The following is a 14382-nucleotide window of genomic DNA, read 5'->3' on the forward strand; positions in this document are numbered from 1 at the left end:
TTGTGTTTTAAACGGTGGCGACTTTTTTCTGTTTGATCACCTCGATCTCATCAGCACGGTGAATACTGTTGATGACGTGCAGTAGTGCTTGACCAGATGCTTCAACAATATCGGTCGAGACGCCAGTGCCGTGATACTTACGGCCTTTGTAGTTGGCAATAATGTCGGCTTGACCTAGACCGTCTTCACCCTCTCCTTTAGCGGTAAGGTCGAACTTGTCTAGCACAATGTCATAGCCCGTTACTCGGTAGATACACTGATAAAGAGCATCGACAGGGCCATTACCTACAGCAGCTTCCGATTTTTCTTCATCGCCGCACTGTAGCTTTATACTGGTTGTCGCCATGACACTACCGGATTGGACGCTTAGGTAGTTCAATTTAAAGAAGTCATCTTCATCTCTTAGATTAGAGAAGTGCATTAGTGCCTCAAGGTCGTAATCGAAGACTTGGCCTTTGCGATCAGCAAGTTTCAAAAAGTCGGCGTACAGTGCGTCTAGGTTGTACTCTTCTTCTTTATAGCCCATTGCGTCCATGTGACTCTTCACAGCAGCACGGCCAGAGCGACTTGTTAGGTTTAGAGCTTGGTTCTTAAGACCGATAGACTCAGGTGTCATGATCTCGTAAGTATTTTTGTTTTTTAGCATGCCATCTTGGTGAATGCCTGAAGAGTGGCTAAATGCATTGGCACCCACGATCGCTTTATTGTCTTGAATCGGCATGTTACAAAGCTGGCTAACAAGTTTACTTGTACGGTGAATTTCATCATGCTTAAGGCCAGTGTTGACACCTAAGAACTCTTGACGAGTTTTAATGATCATCGCAATCTCTTCAAGAGAACAGTTACCTGCGCGCTCACCGATGCCATTAATGGTACCTTCGATCTGTCTTGCACCTGCTTGAACGGCAGCGATAGAGTTGGCGACGGACATGCCTAAATCGTCATGACAGTGGACTGATATGATGGCTTTATCGATGTTAGGAACTCGATTGAATAGTGTTTGGATGATTCCGCCAAACTCGTTAGGTACGGTATAACCTACAGTGTCTGGAATGTTGATTGTGCTTGCGCCAGCATTAATCGCTGCTTCGACCATACGACAAAGGTTATCGATCGGTGTACGCCCGGCATCCTCACATGAGAACTCAACATCGTCAGTGTATTGGCGCGCATGCTTTACCGCGCTCACACCCATCTCGATAACATCGTCGTAACTGCGACGAAGCTTGTCTTGGACGTGAATCGTTGAGGTTGAGATAAAGGTATGAATTCGGAAAGCATCAGCCACTTTCAATGCCTCTGCAGCGGCATCGATATCTTTGGCGACGGCGCGCGATAACGCACATACTCGGCTGTTTTTGATATTCTTTGCGATAGTCTGCACAGACTCAAAATCACCAGGAGATGAGATAGGGAAACCTGCTTCAATGACATCCACACCCAAACGCTCAAGTGCGTAGGCGATCTGCAGTTTTTCTTTTACGGTCAAACTAGCTGATAACGCTTGTTCGCCATCACGCAAGGTGGTGTCGAAGATAATCACTTGATCGTTCATGAGAGCTTCCTTTTCTATTTATGCCTAAATGGCGCTAGTTAATCGTTTTCGTCCGGCCGATAATTACAAAAAAGCCCGCATCTTAGTGCGGGCTTTAGACAATTCTTTGTGTGGTTGTCTTTCTTACACTGCTTACCCGCGTGAGTTGTTCACGATAAGGAGGAGTTTAAGCAGGAGAGAAAAACGCATAGTCATTGTTAATGAAATCCTGAGACCGTTAGGTAAACCACAAAATTAAGTTAATAAATTAGTACCGCACTCAAGCTGGCGCGTCAACCCTAAAGGGCGATTTTTATTCATGTCGGATCTCTTGTTGGGCTCAAGCGCCGATAAATGGGGCTGAGTGACACACGGTACAGCGATTAATTCATCACTTGATGAATATGTGAGGAATATAGTCACTATGTGTTTATATCAAGACTATTATAAAATTCATCGGTTGATGAATTAGTGGAACAATTATGACCTCAAATCGTAAAGTGGGGCGACCAGCGAATAAGGTTGATGTACGTAACCAGCTGATATTACAAGCGAGAGAGCTATTTAGTGTCATGCCCTACGAAAAGGTTTCGATACGTTTAATTGCACAGAAAGCGCAAGTGGATAGTGCGATGGTTCGTTATTACTTTGGCAACAAAGAAGGGCTGTTTGAAACCATGTTGCGAGAGAGCTTGCAGCCGATGCTGGGTAAAATTAGCCAGTTGCTCGAACAAACCAGTGACAAAACCCTTTACGAGCTTATGCGTGAACACTACATGAGTATGCTAAAAACACCGCGTTTCTCACGCTTGATTAGCCAAGTGATGCTGATGCCTGCGACAGATACTTCTCGTCAACTCGTCGAAAAAGTATTCACCGACACGATCAAGCCAAGCAATGATCTTCTGTTTGAGTGCTTGGTAGAAGAAGGCATCATTCACCCAGATTTAGACCCTGATCTCTGTCGTTTCTCATTCATTAGCTTAATGATTTTTCCTTTTATTGCTCCACCGGCAATGATGGCGCTGCATGGCTTTAAGCTAGACCAGGCGTTTTTAGAATCACTGCTCGAGCACAACATACGTTTACTCAAGTCTGGCATGCTTGTGCCTTCTCAACCCCCGACTAATTTGCAAGGAACCCACGATGAAAATTAATCGCAAACTTCTCTTTTTCCCAGCTTTAGCGGTGGGCATCATTGTCCTTGTTATGTCGATAAAAATGCGTCCAGATTTACCGTCTAAGCCCGCTGGCGAACGAGCTCGTTTGGTCGAGACACAGCCGATGCATCGCGTTAAGGTTGCGCCTGAAGTGATCGGTTTTGGACACGTCTCACCGAAAGTGGAATGGAAAGCGATTGCTGAGGTGACGGGCAAGGTGGTTTATCGACACCCTGAGTTAGAAAAGGGGCAAGTGCTACCGGCAGGGACCGAAGTTTTGCGTATTGACCCACTCGACTACGAACTGAAGTTAGCACAGGCCCAAGCTGACCTGGCTTCCAGTCAAACCTCATTGCAAAAGCTAACGCAGCAAGAGGACAACCTGAAACAGTCTTTAGCGATCGAGAAGAATCGATTGCAGATCACTAAGCTGGAGCTTGATCGTAAGCGCAATTTGCAAGATCGCGGTCTTACTTCTCAGTCGGATGTGGATCAACAACAGCAAAATGTCTTATCGCAACAGAAATTGCTGCAAGATATTGAGAATCAGATAGCGCTTTTGCCAGATGAAAAGCGAGTGGCGCAGGCGGTAGTGCGTGTCAGTGAATCTAAATTGGAAGAGGCGCAGCGATCACTGTCTCGCACCAAGATCGTGTTGCCACAAGATTTGCGTGTTTCGCAAGTCGATATCGAGCAAGATCAGGTGGTGAACCTACAACAAACCATGTTTACGGCTCATGGCATTGACGTCATGGAGGTCGTCGCCCAACTTTCTATTCATGACATGCAAGTGGTGATCAACAGCCTGAGTGAATTTGAACGCAGTACCTCAGGTATCCCACAAGCACAAGGCACTGATATCAAAGCGCATATCGCCCTCAGCAGCGGTAACTTGTCAGCGCAATGGCCTGCGACTGTCGCACGCCTATCTGAAAGTGTCGACTCTGCTCAGGCGACGATAGGTGTGATTTTAGAGGTAGAGCAAGATTACACAACCTTAGAGCCCAACTCAGTGCCCGCACTGGCCAATGGTATGTTTGTTAAGGCGAGTATTGAGGGGAAGGCCAACCCGAGCTGGGTGGTACCAGAGCGTGCTCTGCACGGTGATCGAGTTTATGTGATGGATGCAGAGAGTCGATTACAGTTTGTTCCGGTTGAAGTCCTATTCAGACGAAATAATGAGGTTATCGTACAGGGTGACTTTACGGCTGGTGATAAGTTGATTCTCAACGATGTGTTGCCGGCGATTGAAGGCATGTTATTGCGTGAAGAAACTGAGGGGGGTGAGCAATGATCCGTTTTTTTGCTAAACACCCAACAGCGGCAAATTTGTTGATGCTCGCACTTTTAGTACTGGGTATTTCATCACTTTCTAGTATCAAGCGTGAGACCTTTCCGGAATTTAGCCCACCTTATATTTTAGCTGGAGTGGTGTACCCTGGAGCATCACCTCAAGAGGTGGAAGAGAGTATCTGTGTGCGGATGGAAGATGCCGTTGATGGGCTAGCTAATATTAAAGAGACCCGCTGTGAGGCGATTGAAGGCTCTGCCCGCTTAGTACTAAAGCTCAATGAGAAAGCAGATATTGGCCGTATGCTGGTGGATGTGCAAACGCAGATCAACAGCATCAATGATTTTCCTGCAGAGATTGAGTCGCCGATCGTTCAAGAGCTTGATTGGAATGAGCCTGTGGTGGATGTCGCCATTACTGCAGACACGACATGGCCGCAGCTAAAAGCATACGCAGAAGAGCTCAAACGCAGTTTGAAACTTGATTATGGTGTTTCGCTGGTTGAGGTGAGTGGTTTTTCCGACCACCAATATCGTGTCGAGTTGAACAGTGATGCCATCCGCCAACTGGGGTTGAGTGTCAATGACATCGCCAATCAAATCGGTAAGCAGAACATCAAACTACCAAGCGGTAATGTTGAGACACCCGATAAGAACTTCCTCATTCGTTTCGACGAGCGAAGAGTTACACCTCAAGAGCTTGAGAGCATTGTGGTGGGGTCGGGGGAAAATGGCTCTTTGATCCGTCTGCGTGATGTTGCCACGATTACCGATCGCTTTGAACTTGATGAGCAAAAGGTGATCTTTGATGACAAGCCCTCTGCGCTACTCAAGATCAGTAAGAATAAAGAAGATGATGCGCTGCGTATCAAAGATCAAGTTTCTGCATTCGTGGATGCTCAGCGCTTAGTGGCACCCGATGGCGTAACCTTGCAGATGACCAACGATCTCTCATCGGTACTGTGGGATCGTCTGACCATGATGGTGCGTAATGGCTGGCAGGGTATCGTCTTGGTTTTCGCGACCATGTGGCTGTTCTTTAGTTTGCGCTATTCATTTTGGGTCGCAGCTGGTTTACCCGTGGCGTTCTTGGGTGGTTTGTTCTTAATGGCAAACTTAGGGCTGTCGATAAACATCATGTCGCTGGTGGGGCTGTTGATGGCGATCGGTATCATGATGGATGATGCAATTGTGATAGCCGAATCGATAGCCGCTCACCTTGATCGGGGCCAAAGTATTGATGATGCAGTGATCAATGGCGTGAAGAAGGTGATGCCAGGTGTTATTTCTTCTTTCTTAACAACGGTGTGCATTTTCGGCAGCTTGCTATTCTTACAAGGTGAGATGGGAGCGGTGCTGCGTGCGGTGCCACAGGTGCTGATTCTCGTGCTCAGCTTAAGTCTCATCGAGGCTTTTTTGATCCTTCCAAACCACTTGTCTCATTCACTTCACAAGCAGAAAAATGAACGCGAGCCACTAAAGTTTAAGCGTATTATTTTGGATAAGTTCGAGCGTTTTCGTAACAACCAATTGATCGTCGCGGTTGAGAAGGTCGTCACTTATCGTTATGCCTTTATGGGGGGCGTGCTATCAATGATGCTGGTGTCCATCGCGCTGATTGCTGGTGGTGTAGTTAAGTTTGTTCCCTTCCCAGAGCTTGATGGGGATATTGCCGAAGCGCGTATTATTCTCCCTCCTGGTGCGTCTCTATCGCAAACCGAGCGAGTCGTCGATGTAATAGAGCAAGCGGCACAGCGTTTAAACCGGCGCTGGAGTGAAGAGGTTGAAGGTGGGCGAGAGCTAATTTTGCACATCACGAGTCACTACAATTTTAATAGCGATGCGAATGAGTCAGGGCCTCATATCGCAACCGTGCGTTTAGATCTGCTTGGAGCAGAGCAGCGTAACACCGTGATTGACGATTTTATTGATGCATGGCGTGAGGAGGTGGGTGAACTCGCCGACCCTATCTCTCTGGTATTTAAGCAGCCGACAATGGGTCCGGGTGGGCGTGCTATTGAGATTCGAGCCAAACACGATGACCTAGAACAGCTTAAAGCCGCGTCCATCGATATTCAGCAGTACCTTAACCAGTTCGAGGGGATTCATGGTGTGCTTGATGATATGCGGATGGGTAAAGAGGAAGTACTGGTTAAGCTTCGCCCGGGTGCAGAGAGCTTTGGTATTGATGGGCAGATGATCGCGAGTCAACTGCGAGCCGCTTTCTTTGGTCAAACCGCTGATGAGATTCAAGTGGGCGTTGAGAACATCAAGATAGAGGTGCGCCTGGATAAAGTGGAAGCGGGTGACTTACAGCAGTTAGCAAACTTTCCAATCATTATGCCAAATGGCAGTCAGATTCCGCTCGCATCAGTGGCGACTCTCGACTTTCAGCGCAACTACGTGAGGATTCAACGTATAAACGGTTTACGTACAGTGAGCGTGTTTGGGGATATTGATAACTCGAAAGCGAGTTCTTCCGAGATCATTCGCCAGTTCCAGCGTGATGAAGCGCCGATGCTCGTGGCAAAATATCCAGGGCTGCGTTTTGATTTTGAAGGGGAAGCAAAAGATGCTGCTGAAACTGGCGCATCAATGGGTAAAGGATTTTTATTAGGGCTATTTGGCGTCTTTACTATCTTGAGTTTCCAATTCCGTAGTTACCTCGAGCCCGTTGTTGTCATGTTAGCAATACCTCTGGCCTTTATTGGCGTCGTCATAGGTCACTGGTTACTTGGGCACTCTCTAAGTATGCCAAGCATGATGGGCTTTGTTTCATTGGCGGGGATAGTGGTGAATGACTCGATCTTGTTGGTGCAGTACATACGTCACCATGTGAATGATGGCGATTCCGTTCATGATGCGGTAGTGAAAGCAAGTCGCGAACGTTTTCGAGCGGTGTTTATCACCTCAATAACAACAGCTGCCGGACTTTTACCGTTGCTGACTGAAACCAGTCTGCAAGCGCAGGTTATTCAACCTCTGGTGATTTCTATTGTGTTTGGTATTTTTGCCTCTACGGTATTAGTCCTATTTATGATTCCTGCCGCTTACTCCATTCTTGCTGACTTCGGCATGGTTCGAAAACATGAAGCGCTGACGGACTAAAGCATTTCGATACCAACCTAAAAAACGCCCTGTGAACTCGCTTCACAGGGCGTTTAACTTTCACCCCTTCTACAACAAAACTTAACGGTTTCGTCATCTTCACTGATTAACGTAATCCTTAATTAGGGCAAAACGCTCGATACAAGGAGTTAGTCATGCGAGTTATGAACCCGATTGCTAGATTTGATTTAGCTTTCTCACTGTTTTGTTTACAGCACCGCTTTAATCATCAAGTTGCTCTGATGAGCAGAGCCGTCTCCCATACTGGCGATGGCCATCTTTATGTCGTTATAGCGTTAGTTGCTTACTTGATGGACGCAGATGCTGGCAAAGTGTTTGTGTTGTGCGGACTATCGGCCTTTCTTATTGAGCTGCCCATTTATTGGGCACTGAAAAACAGTTTTAAACGCCGCCGCCCACCAGAGTTATCTTCTCAGCTTATCTCTTTTATCACGCCTTCCGACCGATACAGCTTGCCGTCTGGGCATACTGCTGCAGGCTTTCTAATGGCGACAATTATCAGTCAGTTTTACCCACAATTGACGCCAATCGCTTTTGGTTGGGCCGGTTTAATCGGTTTGTCTCGTATTCTTCTGGGTGTGCACTTTATTACCGATGTGGTCATTGGGGTAGCGCTTGGCATTGGCTGTGCAGAGCTCGCGATGAACTTGGTGGGAGTCTAACGGATGCGTATTCTATATGGTGTACAAGGAACCGGAAATGGCCATATTGCGCGCGCACGCGCTATGGCAAGAGCACTGAAAAAGCAGCCAGTTGAAGTTGACTTTCTATTCTCTGGTCGAGATAAAGACAAGTACTTTTCTATGGCGGAGTTTGGCAATTATCAAACTCGTAAAGGAGTGAGTTTTATTTCAAAGGAGGGAGCGGTCGACCATCTAGAAACGGTGAAGCAAAACGACCTCAAGCAGTTGTGGACGGATATTCATCAGCTCGACCTGAGTGGCTATGATCTTGTGGTCAATGATTTTGAACCCATCTCAGCATGGGCGGCAAAGAAGAGTAAAACACCGTGTCTCAGCATCAGTCATCAAAATGCCTTCCGCTATCAAGTACCGGTGCGCGGGGCAAATATGATTGACCACTCTTTGATTCGTTATTTTGCGCCAGCGGATCACCATCTAGCACTGCATTGGTATCACTTTGACCAACCCATATTGCCTCCCATCATTCAATCTGAAAACAAGCCAATTGAGTCCCGAGGCTTTGTCTTGGTGTATCTGCCTTTCGAGGACTTTGAAGAGATCATTGATCTATTAATTCGCTTTAATCAGCAAGAGTTTGTCTGTTTCCACCCTGAGGTAAAACAAGATATGGATATTGAGAACATTCGTTGTCGACCTTTAAGCTACGATCGCTTCCAAGAAAATCTGACCCACTGCAGTGGTGTGATTGCCAATGGTGGATTTGAGCTTCCTTCGGAGGCGTTATCATTGGGTAAAAAGCTTTTGCTTAAACCACTAAACGGTCAATTTGAACAGCTGAGTAACGTTGCTACTTTAGAGATGCTTGGGCTAGCGAGCACGATGGAAAGGTTAGACTCTATGGTGGTGGGGCAATGGTTGGGAGACCAAGCCGCAGAAAAAGTATCATACCCAGATGTCGCTGAAGCGATCGCAAGCTGGATCTGTGAGGGGAAATTACATGATCACTCATCACTTCAGCAAGCGCTTTGGTCGCAAGTCGACTTCCCAGATTATGCGACAATATAGTTGATTATAGTGATGTTAAAATCTTGCTATTCACGCTACTTATAACTGACAGGGAAAGTTTTGTCTTACATTTGAAAAGGTGACTCTCATTACGGAACTGTGGTGGATGTTACTGTAAAAAGAGGTCAAAATTTATCATTTAGTGGTTTTTATATAACAACTAAGGTGATGAAATTAATTGATTTTAGCTGCTGGTGGGTAAAAATTACTGATTAATTATCAATCTTGTTTTACAGCACAAATTGATTCGTAGATAGTACTCCCAAATTCAGAAATATCTGGATAATAAATATTACAACTACAGCTTATCTATCGCGAATAATTCAAATAATTGATGTTGTTTTAAGCAACAAGAGGCAGACAATGTTAGACAAACAAGAATCAGTCAGCGCTATTAGTAGCTATCGCATGGAGAGCACCCTCAGAGGCGTAGATTTAAACCTTCTGACGGTTTTCAACGCAGTAATGCAAGAACAAAATATCACCCGAGCGGCACACAACTTAGGTATGTCACAGCCTGCTGTGAGTAACGCTGTGGCGCGTCTAAAAGTCATGTTCAACGACGATCTGTTTATCCGCCAAGGGCGAGGTATTCAGCCAACACAACGAGCTCGACAACTTTTTGGCCCCATCCGCCAAGCACTTCAGTTAATTCGTAATGAATTGCCGAATTCTGTTTTCTCACCGGAAAGCTCTACACGTTTGTTCAAGCTAGCGGTGTGTAGCCCAAATGATATGCGTTTTGGTCCACACATCATGTCGCGTGTGATCGAACAAGCGCCGTACACTCATCTGCACATTGATGCTGAGTTTGATAATCGCCTCGCTGAGCGCTTGCGTCTTCAAGAGTTAGATTTTGTCATCGACTACAATCGTTTTGATGCTGAGGGATACTCGAGCACAGAAATTTTCCGTGATGAGCTTGTTGTTGTTGCATCTAAACAGCACCCAAGAATTCAGAAGATGGTGACCCGTGATCAAGTAACGACAGAGCGCCATGCGAAACTGTCTCAGCTTCATGGTCATCAAAGTTTTTCTGCTCTGGCATATCAATCTGTTGACGCTCTGGCCTATTACGAAGGCACAAGCTTAAACAATGTGCTTTATGTTGTTGGTCAGTCGGAGTTGATTACTATTGCCCCTAAATGGTTGGTCGAAAATGCTGCGAATCGTGACCAGTTGCAGGTTCTGAACTTCCCATTTGAGCGCAAATCGATTGCTGCTTACTTGAGCTGGCACGAATCAAGCGAGAGAGATAAAGGTCATCTTTGGTTGCGTGATCAATTGATGATCGCCTGTGGAGAGGTTTCTTCAAGAAGCTAGCATCCTGCTACGTAAAGAAGTGATAACCAGCCCAGTCAGTGAGTAAATTGACTGGGCTTTTTCTTGCGCCCTAGAAAAACTTGTACAAATTTATTACAGCGAAGCGACTAAAAAACATGCTTATTAATCAATCTATTAATGGTCAATAAAAAGTCAAGTTCGTTGTTATCTCACAGAAAATTACAAATAACCCTGGGGTCGGAGTTGTCTTTTAAATCCGCAAATGTACACTTGTTCGCTGAATTATAGCTTACATGTGTAAGCCAAAGGTGAGCGCAATGGCCAATATTGATTTTCATATCGTAAAATGTATTCGTAACCAAATTGCCCAAGGTGGCGACAAAGCTGCACTCAAGCACAAAGTCGGCACGGTTTGGAAAAGTATTTCATGGCAGCAGTTTGGTCAGCAGGTTGATTCATTATCGCTTGCTCTATTGGCTCAAGGACTGAGAATTCAGGATAAGATTGGTATCTTTTCCAACAATATGCCGCAATGGACGCTGGCTGATATCGCTGCACTGCAACTTCGCGCTGTGACGGTACCTATTTATCCAACCAATACCGCAGCACAAGCCGCTTACATCGTCGACAATGCTGATGTGCGAGTGCTATTTGTCGGTGAGCAAGAGCAGTATGACGCGGCCGTGAGCATTTTTGATGAGTGTGAGCAGCTAGAGCTGATTGTTGCTATGTCTGATGACGTAGAACTGGGTGACTTCCCTCATGCAACGCATTGGCAGGCATTTACTGCCGCTGAAAATCAAACACATCAACAAGAGCTGGAGCAACGCCTTGCTGATGCCAATCTAGACGATCTATTGACGCTGATCTACACCTCAGGCACGACAGGTCAGCCAAAAGGGGTGATGCTAGATTATAACAACATCGGTTCACAGCTAAAAGGTCATGATGAGCGTTTAAGCCTGTCATCTGATGATGTATCAATGGCATTCCTACCGCTTTCACATGTATTTGAACGTGCGTGGACATTCTACGTGTTATACAAGGGTGCAACTAACTGCTACCTAAAAGATACGATGCAGGTGCGTGAGGCGCTGGGTGAAGTTCGCCCAACCGTGATGTGTGCTGTTCCACGCTTCTACGAAAAGATTTTCTCTGCAATTCATGAAAAGGTGTCAAAAGCACCATTTATCCGCAAGGTTCTGTTTACTTGGGCGGTGAACATGGGAGCGAAAATTGCCGCATGTCACCAAGAGGGCCGCAAGCCTTCATTGATGCTCAAGCGTTCACATGCCCTCGCTGACAAACTGGTTCTGAGCAAAATTCGTGAATTGCTCGGTGGTCGCATCAACTTTATGCCATGTGGCGGCGCGAAGTTAGATGAAACAATTGGCCGCTTCTTCCACGCGCTGGGTATCAATGTGAAGCTGGGCTACGGCATGACAGAGACGACGGCGACGGTTTCATGTTGGGACGATCGCGCATTTAACCCAGATTCTATCGGTATGTCGATGCCTGGTGCTCAGGTGAAAATTGGTGACAACAATGAAATCTTGGTGCGCGGCCCGATGGTCATGCGCGGTTACTACAAGATGCCTGAAGAGACAGCAAACACGTTCGATGAAAATGGCTTCTTGAAAACGGGTGATGCTGGTCATATCGATGAGCACGGTAATGTCTTTATTACTGATCGTATTAAAGAGCTAATGAAGACCTCCAACGGCAAGTACATTGCTCCTCAAGTGGTTGAGGGTGCAATCGGTAAAGATCACTTTATTGAACAGATCGCCGTCATCGCTGATACCCGTAAGTTTGTGTCAGCTCTGATTGTTCCATGTTTTGATAGTCTTGAAGAGTATGCAAAAGAGCTCAATATTAAGTACAAAGATCGTGTTGAGCTGATAAAGAACCATCAAGTGGTTGAAATGCTAGAGAAACGTGTAGAAGAATTGCAAAAAGAGCTTGCGAAGTTTGAACAAGTGAAGAAGTTCAAACTGCTGCCAAAGGCTTTCTCTATGGAGCATGGGGAGCTAACTCCAACCCAAAAACTTCGTCGTAAGGTCATCAACGATAAATACCAAGACGAAATTGAAGATATGTACACTGACAAACGCAGTTAATTCAGTATTTGTGGAAAGTTAATTTTCATTGTGCTTAAAAAATCCCCAGAGAGTCATGACTCTCTGGGGATTTTTTTGTTTGTAATTAGGCAAGATGTACTTCATTTATAACTAATTTAGAGACTTAACCTGGTTTAGTGGGTATTGCTAGTAGATCTGCGAACTAAAATGCAACCAAACCAGTGCGATGGGTAGATTTGTGAGCGGCGTGGGGTTAGTAATTGTGCAAAGAAAAGGTTACATTTGTTGAGTAACTTGAATGCTTGTTATGACAAGCTCAAGGCATAGCCAAACTTCTGTTTTTAATAATTAGGCTACAAATAAGACCTAGACTATGTAAAACCAGACCAAATGTGGCACCAACGCTATTTGGGATGCTGGTAAGGAGACCGATATGACGGAGAAGTCAACTCACGACACCGCAACCGCGGGTCTTCCGCAACTTTCAGGCGCGGAGATGGTCGTGCAATCACTCATCGAAGAGGGCGTAGCTCAGATTTTTGGATACCCAGGTGGCTCGGTGCTGGATATCTACGATGCCCTTCATGCCAAAACTGATCACATTAAACACGTTCTTGTGCGCCATGAGCAGGCAGCCACCCATATGGCTGACGGCTATGCGCGTGCCACCGGAAAAACCGGTGTCGTGCTTGTTTGCTCAGGGCCTGGTGCGACAAACACGATTACAGGCATCGCGACAGCCTATATGGATTCAATTCCTATGATTGTGATTTCAGGTAACGTACCCAATAACCTGATTGGTAATGATGCTTTTCAAGAGTGTGATATCGTCGGTGTCTCGCGACCAGTGGTTAAACACAGCTTTTTAGTAAAGAAAGCAGAAGATATTCCAGAGACGATCAAAAAAGCTTTCTATATCGCCAATACAGGTCGCCCTGGTCCTGTTGTGATCGATCTTCCGAAAGATGTGCTGAATCCACAAATTAAGTTCGCTTACCAATATCCTGAATCGATTAAAATGCGCTCCTATAACCCAACAACGAGTGGTCACAAGGGGCAGATTAAGAAAGCACTTAAAGCACTGCTAGAGGCCAAGAAACCCGTGCTGTATGTAGGAGGTGGTGCGATCATCTCTGAAGCGCATGAATACATTACAGAACTCGCGGATAAGCTGAATCTTCCGGTAGTGAGCACACTGATGGGGTTAGGTGCATTTCCTGGCATGCACAAAAACTCACTGGGTATGCTTGGTATGCATGGTACATACGAAGCGAACATGGCGATGCACAATGCGGATTTGATCTTTGGTATCGGTGTTCGATTTGATGATCGAACCACTAATAATCTGGAGAAATACTGCCCAGACGCCAAGATAATGCACATTGATATTGATCCATCCTCTATCTCTAAGAACGTTAAGGTGGATCTGCCTATTGTTGGTTCTGCTGACAAAGTGCTATCAACCATGGTGGGACTGCTCAACGAGAAAGAGCAAACCAATGACGCTGCAGCCATTGAAAGCTGGTGGGGTAACATCACTGAATGGCGAGCACGCCAATGTCTTTCTTATGACACAAACAGTGAACGTATTAAGCCCCAACAGGTGATTGAGACGCTGCATAAGTTAACCAATGGAGACGCCTACGTGGCTTCTGATGTGGGGCAGCATCAGATGTTTGCCGCCCTTTATTATCCATTCAATAAGCCTCGTCGTTGGATCAACTCTGGTGGCTTGGGGACGATGGGTTTCGGCCTTCCTGCTGGTATGGGGGTTAAGTTCGCTATGCCTGAAGAAGAAGTGGTTGTCGTCACAGGCGATGGTAGTATCCAGATGAATATTCAGGAGCTGTCTACTGCAATGCAGTACGATATTCCGGTTAAAATCATCAACCTAAATAACCGCTTCCTAGGAATGGTGAAGCAGTGGCAAGATATTATTTATCAAGGTCGCCACTCTAACTCTTACATGGACTCTGTGCCTGACTTCGCAGCGATTGCGGAAGCCTACGGACATGTAGGTATTCGCATTGCGTCTCCGGATGAACTTGAATCTGGTTTAAAAAAAGCGCTCGATATGAAAGATCGTCTTGTATTTGTCGACATTAATGTTGATGAGACAGAACACGTTTACCCGATGCAAATCAAGGGTGAAGGGATGAACAATATGTGGCTAAGCAAGACGGAGCGAACCTAAT

The 14382-nt window shown here is 45.9% G+C and carries 9 protein-coding genes; 8 read left to right on the plus strand and 1 reads right to left on the minus strand.

What is annotated here, in order from left to right:
* Positions 1–7: 7 nt before the first annotated feature.
* A complete protein-coding gene (gene leuA / locus GT360_RS02425; protein ID WP_164647339.1) occupies positions 8–1555 on the minus strand; it encodes a 2-isopropylmalate synthase in 1548 nt (515 codons plus the stop codon).
* Between the two features lie 458 nt (positions 1556–2013).
* Between leuA and GT360_RS02430 the strand changes: the two genes are divergently transcribed.
* The 8 genes from GT360_RS02430 to GT360_RS02465 all read left to right on the plus strand — a co-directional run bounded on the left by GT360_RS02430 (position 2014) and on the right by GT360_RS02465 (position 14381).
* Entirely contained in the window at positions 2014–2691 is a 678-nt protein-coding gene (locus GT360_RS02430) for a TetR/AcrR family transcriptional regulator (protein WP_164649548.1), read from the plus strand.
* Complete coding sequence (locus tag GT360_RS02435) at positions 2681–3988, plus strand: efflux RND transporter periplasmic adaptor subunit (protein WP_164647340.1); 1308 nt, start codon at positions 2681–2683, stop codon at positions 3986–3988. The genes GT360_RS02430 and GT360_RS02435 overlap by 11 nt, the downstream gene beginning before the upstream one ends.
* Positions 3985–7092, plus strand: a complete 3108-nt coding sequence (locus GT360_RS02440; RefSeq protein ID WP_164647341.1) for an efflux RND transporter permease subunit — start codon at positions 3985–3987, stop codon at positions 7090–7092. Before GT360_RS02435 ends, GT360_RS02440 begins: the two co-directional genes overlap by 4 nt.
* 155 nt (positions 7093–7247) lie before the next feature.
* A complete protein-coding gene (locus GT360_RS02445) occupies positions 7248–7775 on the plus strand; it encodes a phosphatase PAP2 family protein (protein WP_164647342.1) in 528 nt (175 codons plus the stop codon).
* Positions 7776–7778: 3 nt separating this feature from the next.
* Positions 7779–8822, plus strand: a complete 1044-nt coding sequence (locus tag GT360_RS02450; protein WP_164647343.1) for an MJ1255/VC2487 family glycosyltransferase — start codon at positions 7779–7781, stop codon at positions 8820–8822.
* Positions 8823–9185: 363 nt separating this feature from the next.
* On the plus strand, positions 9186–10145 hold the full coding sequence (leuO, locus tag GT360_RS02455) for a transcriptional regulator LeuO (RefSeq protein WP_164647344.1): 960 nt from the start codon (positions 9186–9188) through the stop codon (positions 10143–10145).
* A 278-nt stretch (positions 10146–10423) separates the two neighbouring features.
* Positions 10424–12226 carry an AMP-dependent synthetase/ligase gene (locus GT360_RS02460; RefSeq protein WP_164647345.1) on the plus strand — a complete coding sequence of 601 codons (1803 nt, stop codon included), beginning with the start codon at positions 10424–10426 and terminating at the stop codon, positions 12224–12226.
* A 394-nt stretch (positions 12227–12620) separates the two neighbouring features.
* Positions 12621–14381 carry an acetolactate synthase 3 large subunit gene (locus GT360_RS02465; protein ID WP_164647346.1) on the plus strand — a complete coding sequence of 587 codons (1761 nt, stop codon included), beginning with the start codon at positions 12621–12623 and terminating at the stop codon, positions 14379–14381.
* Position 14382 lies beyond the last annotated feature (1 nt).

It is taken from the genome of Vibrio astriarenae (assembly GCF_010587385.1).
Classification (GTDB): domain Bacteria; phylum Pseudomonadota; class Gammaproteobacteria; order Enterobacterales; family Vibrionaceae; genus Vibrio; species Vibrio astriarenae.

Coding starts and splice junctions, on each gene's coding strand:
- leuA (WP_164647339.1), bottom strand. CDS start 1,555: ATGAACGATCAAGTGATTATCTTCGACACCACCTTGCGTGATGGCGAA.
- GT360_RS02435 (WP_164647340.1), top strand. CDS start 2,681: ATGAAAATTAATCGCAAACTTCTCTTTTTCCCAGCTTTAGCGGTGGGC.
- GT360_RS02440 (WP_164647341.1), top strand. CDS start 3,985: ATGATCCGTTTTTTTGCTAAACACCCAACAGCGGCAAATTTGTTGATG.
- GT360_RS02445 (WP_164647342.1), top strand. CDS start 7,248: ATGCGAGTTATGAACCCGATTGCTAGATTTGATTTAGCTTTCTCACTG.
- GT360_RS02450 (WP_164647343.1), top strand. CDS start 7,779: ATGCGTATTCTATATGGTGTACAAGGAACCGGAAATGGCCATATTGCG.
- leuO (WP_164647344.1), top strand. CDS start 9,186: ATGTTAGACAAACAAGAATCAGTCAGCGCTATTAGTAGCTATCGCATG.
- GT360_RS02460 (WP_164647345.1), top strand. CDS start 10,424: ATGGCCAATATTGATTTTCATATCGTAAAATGTATTCGTAACCAAATT.
- GT360_RS02465 (WP_164647346.1), top strand. CDS start 12,621: ATGACGGAGAAGTCAACTCACGACACCGCAACCGCGGGTCTTCCGCAA.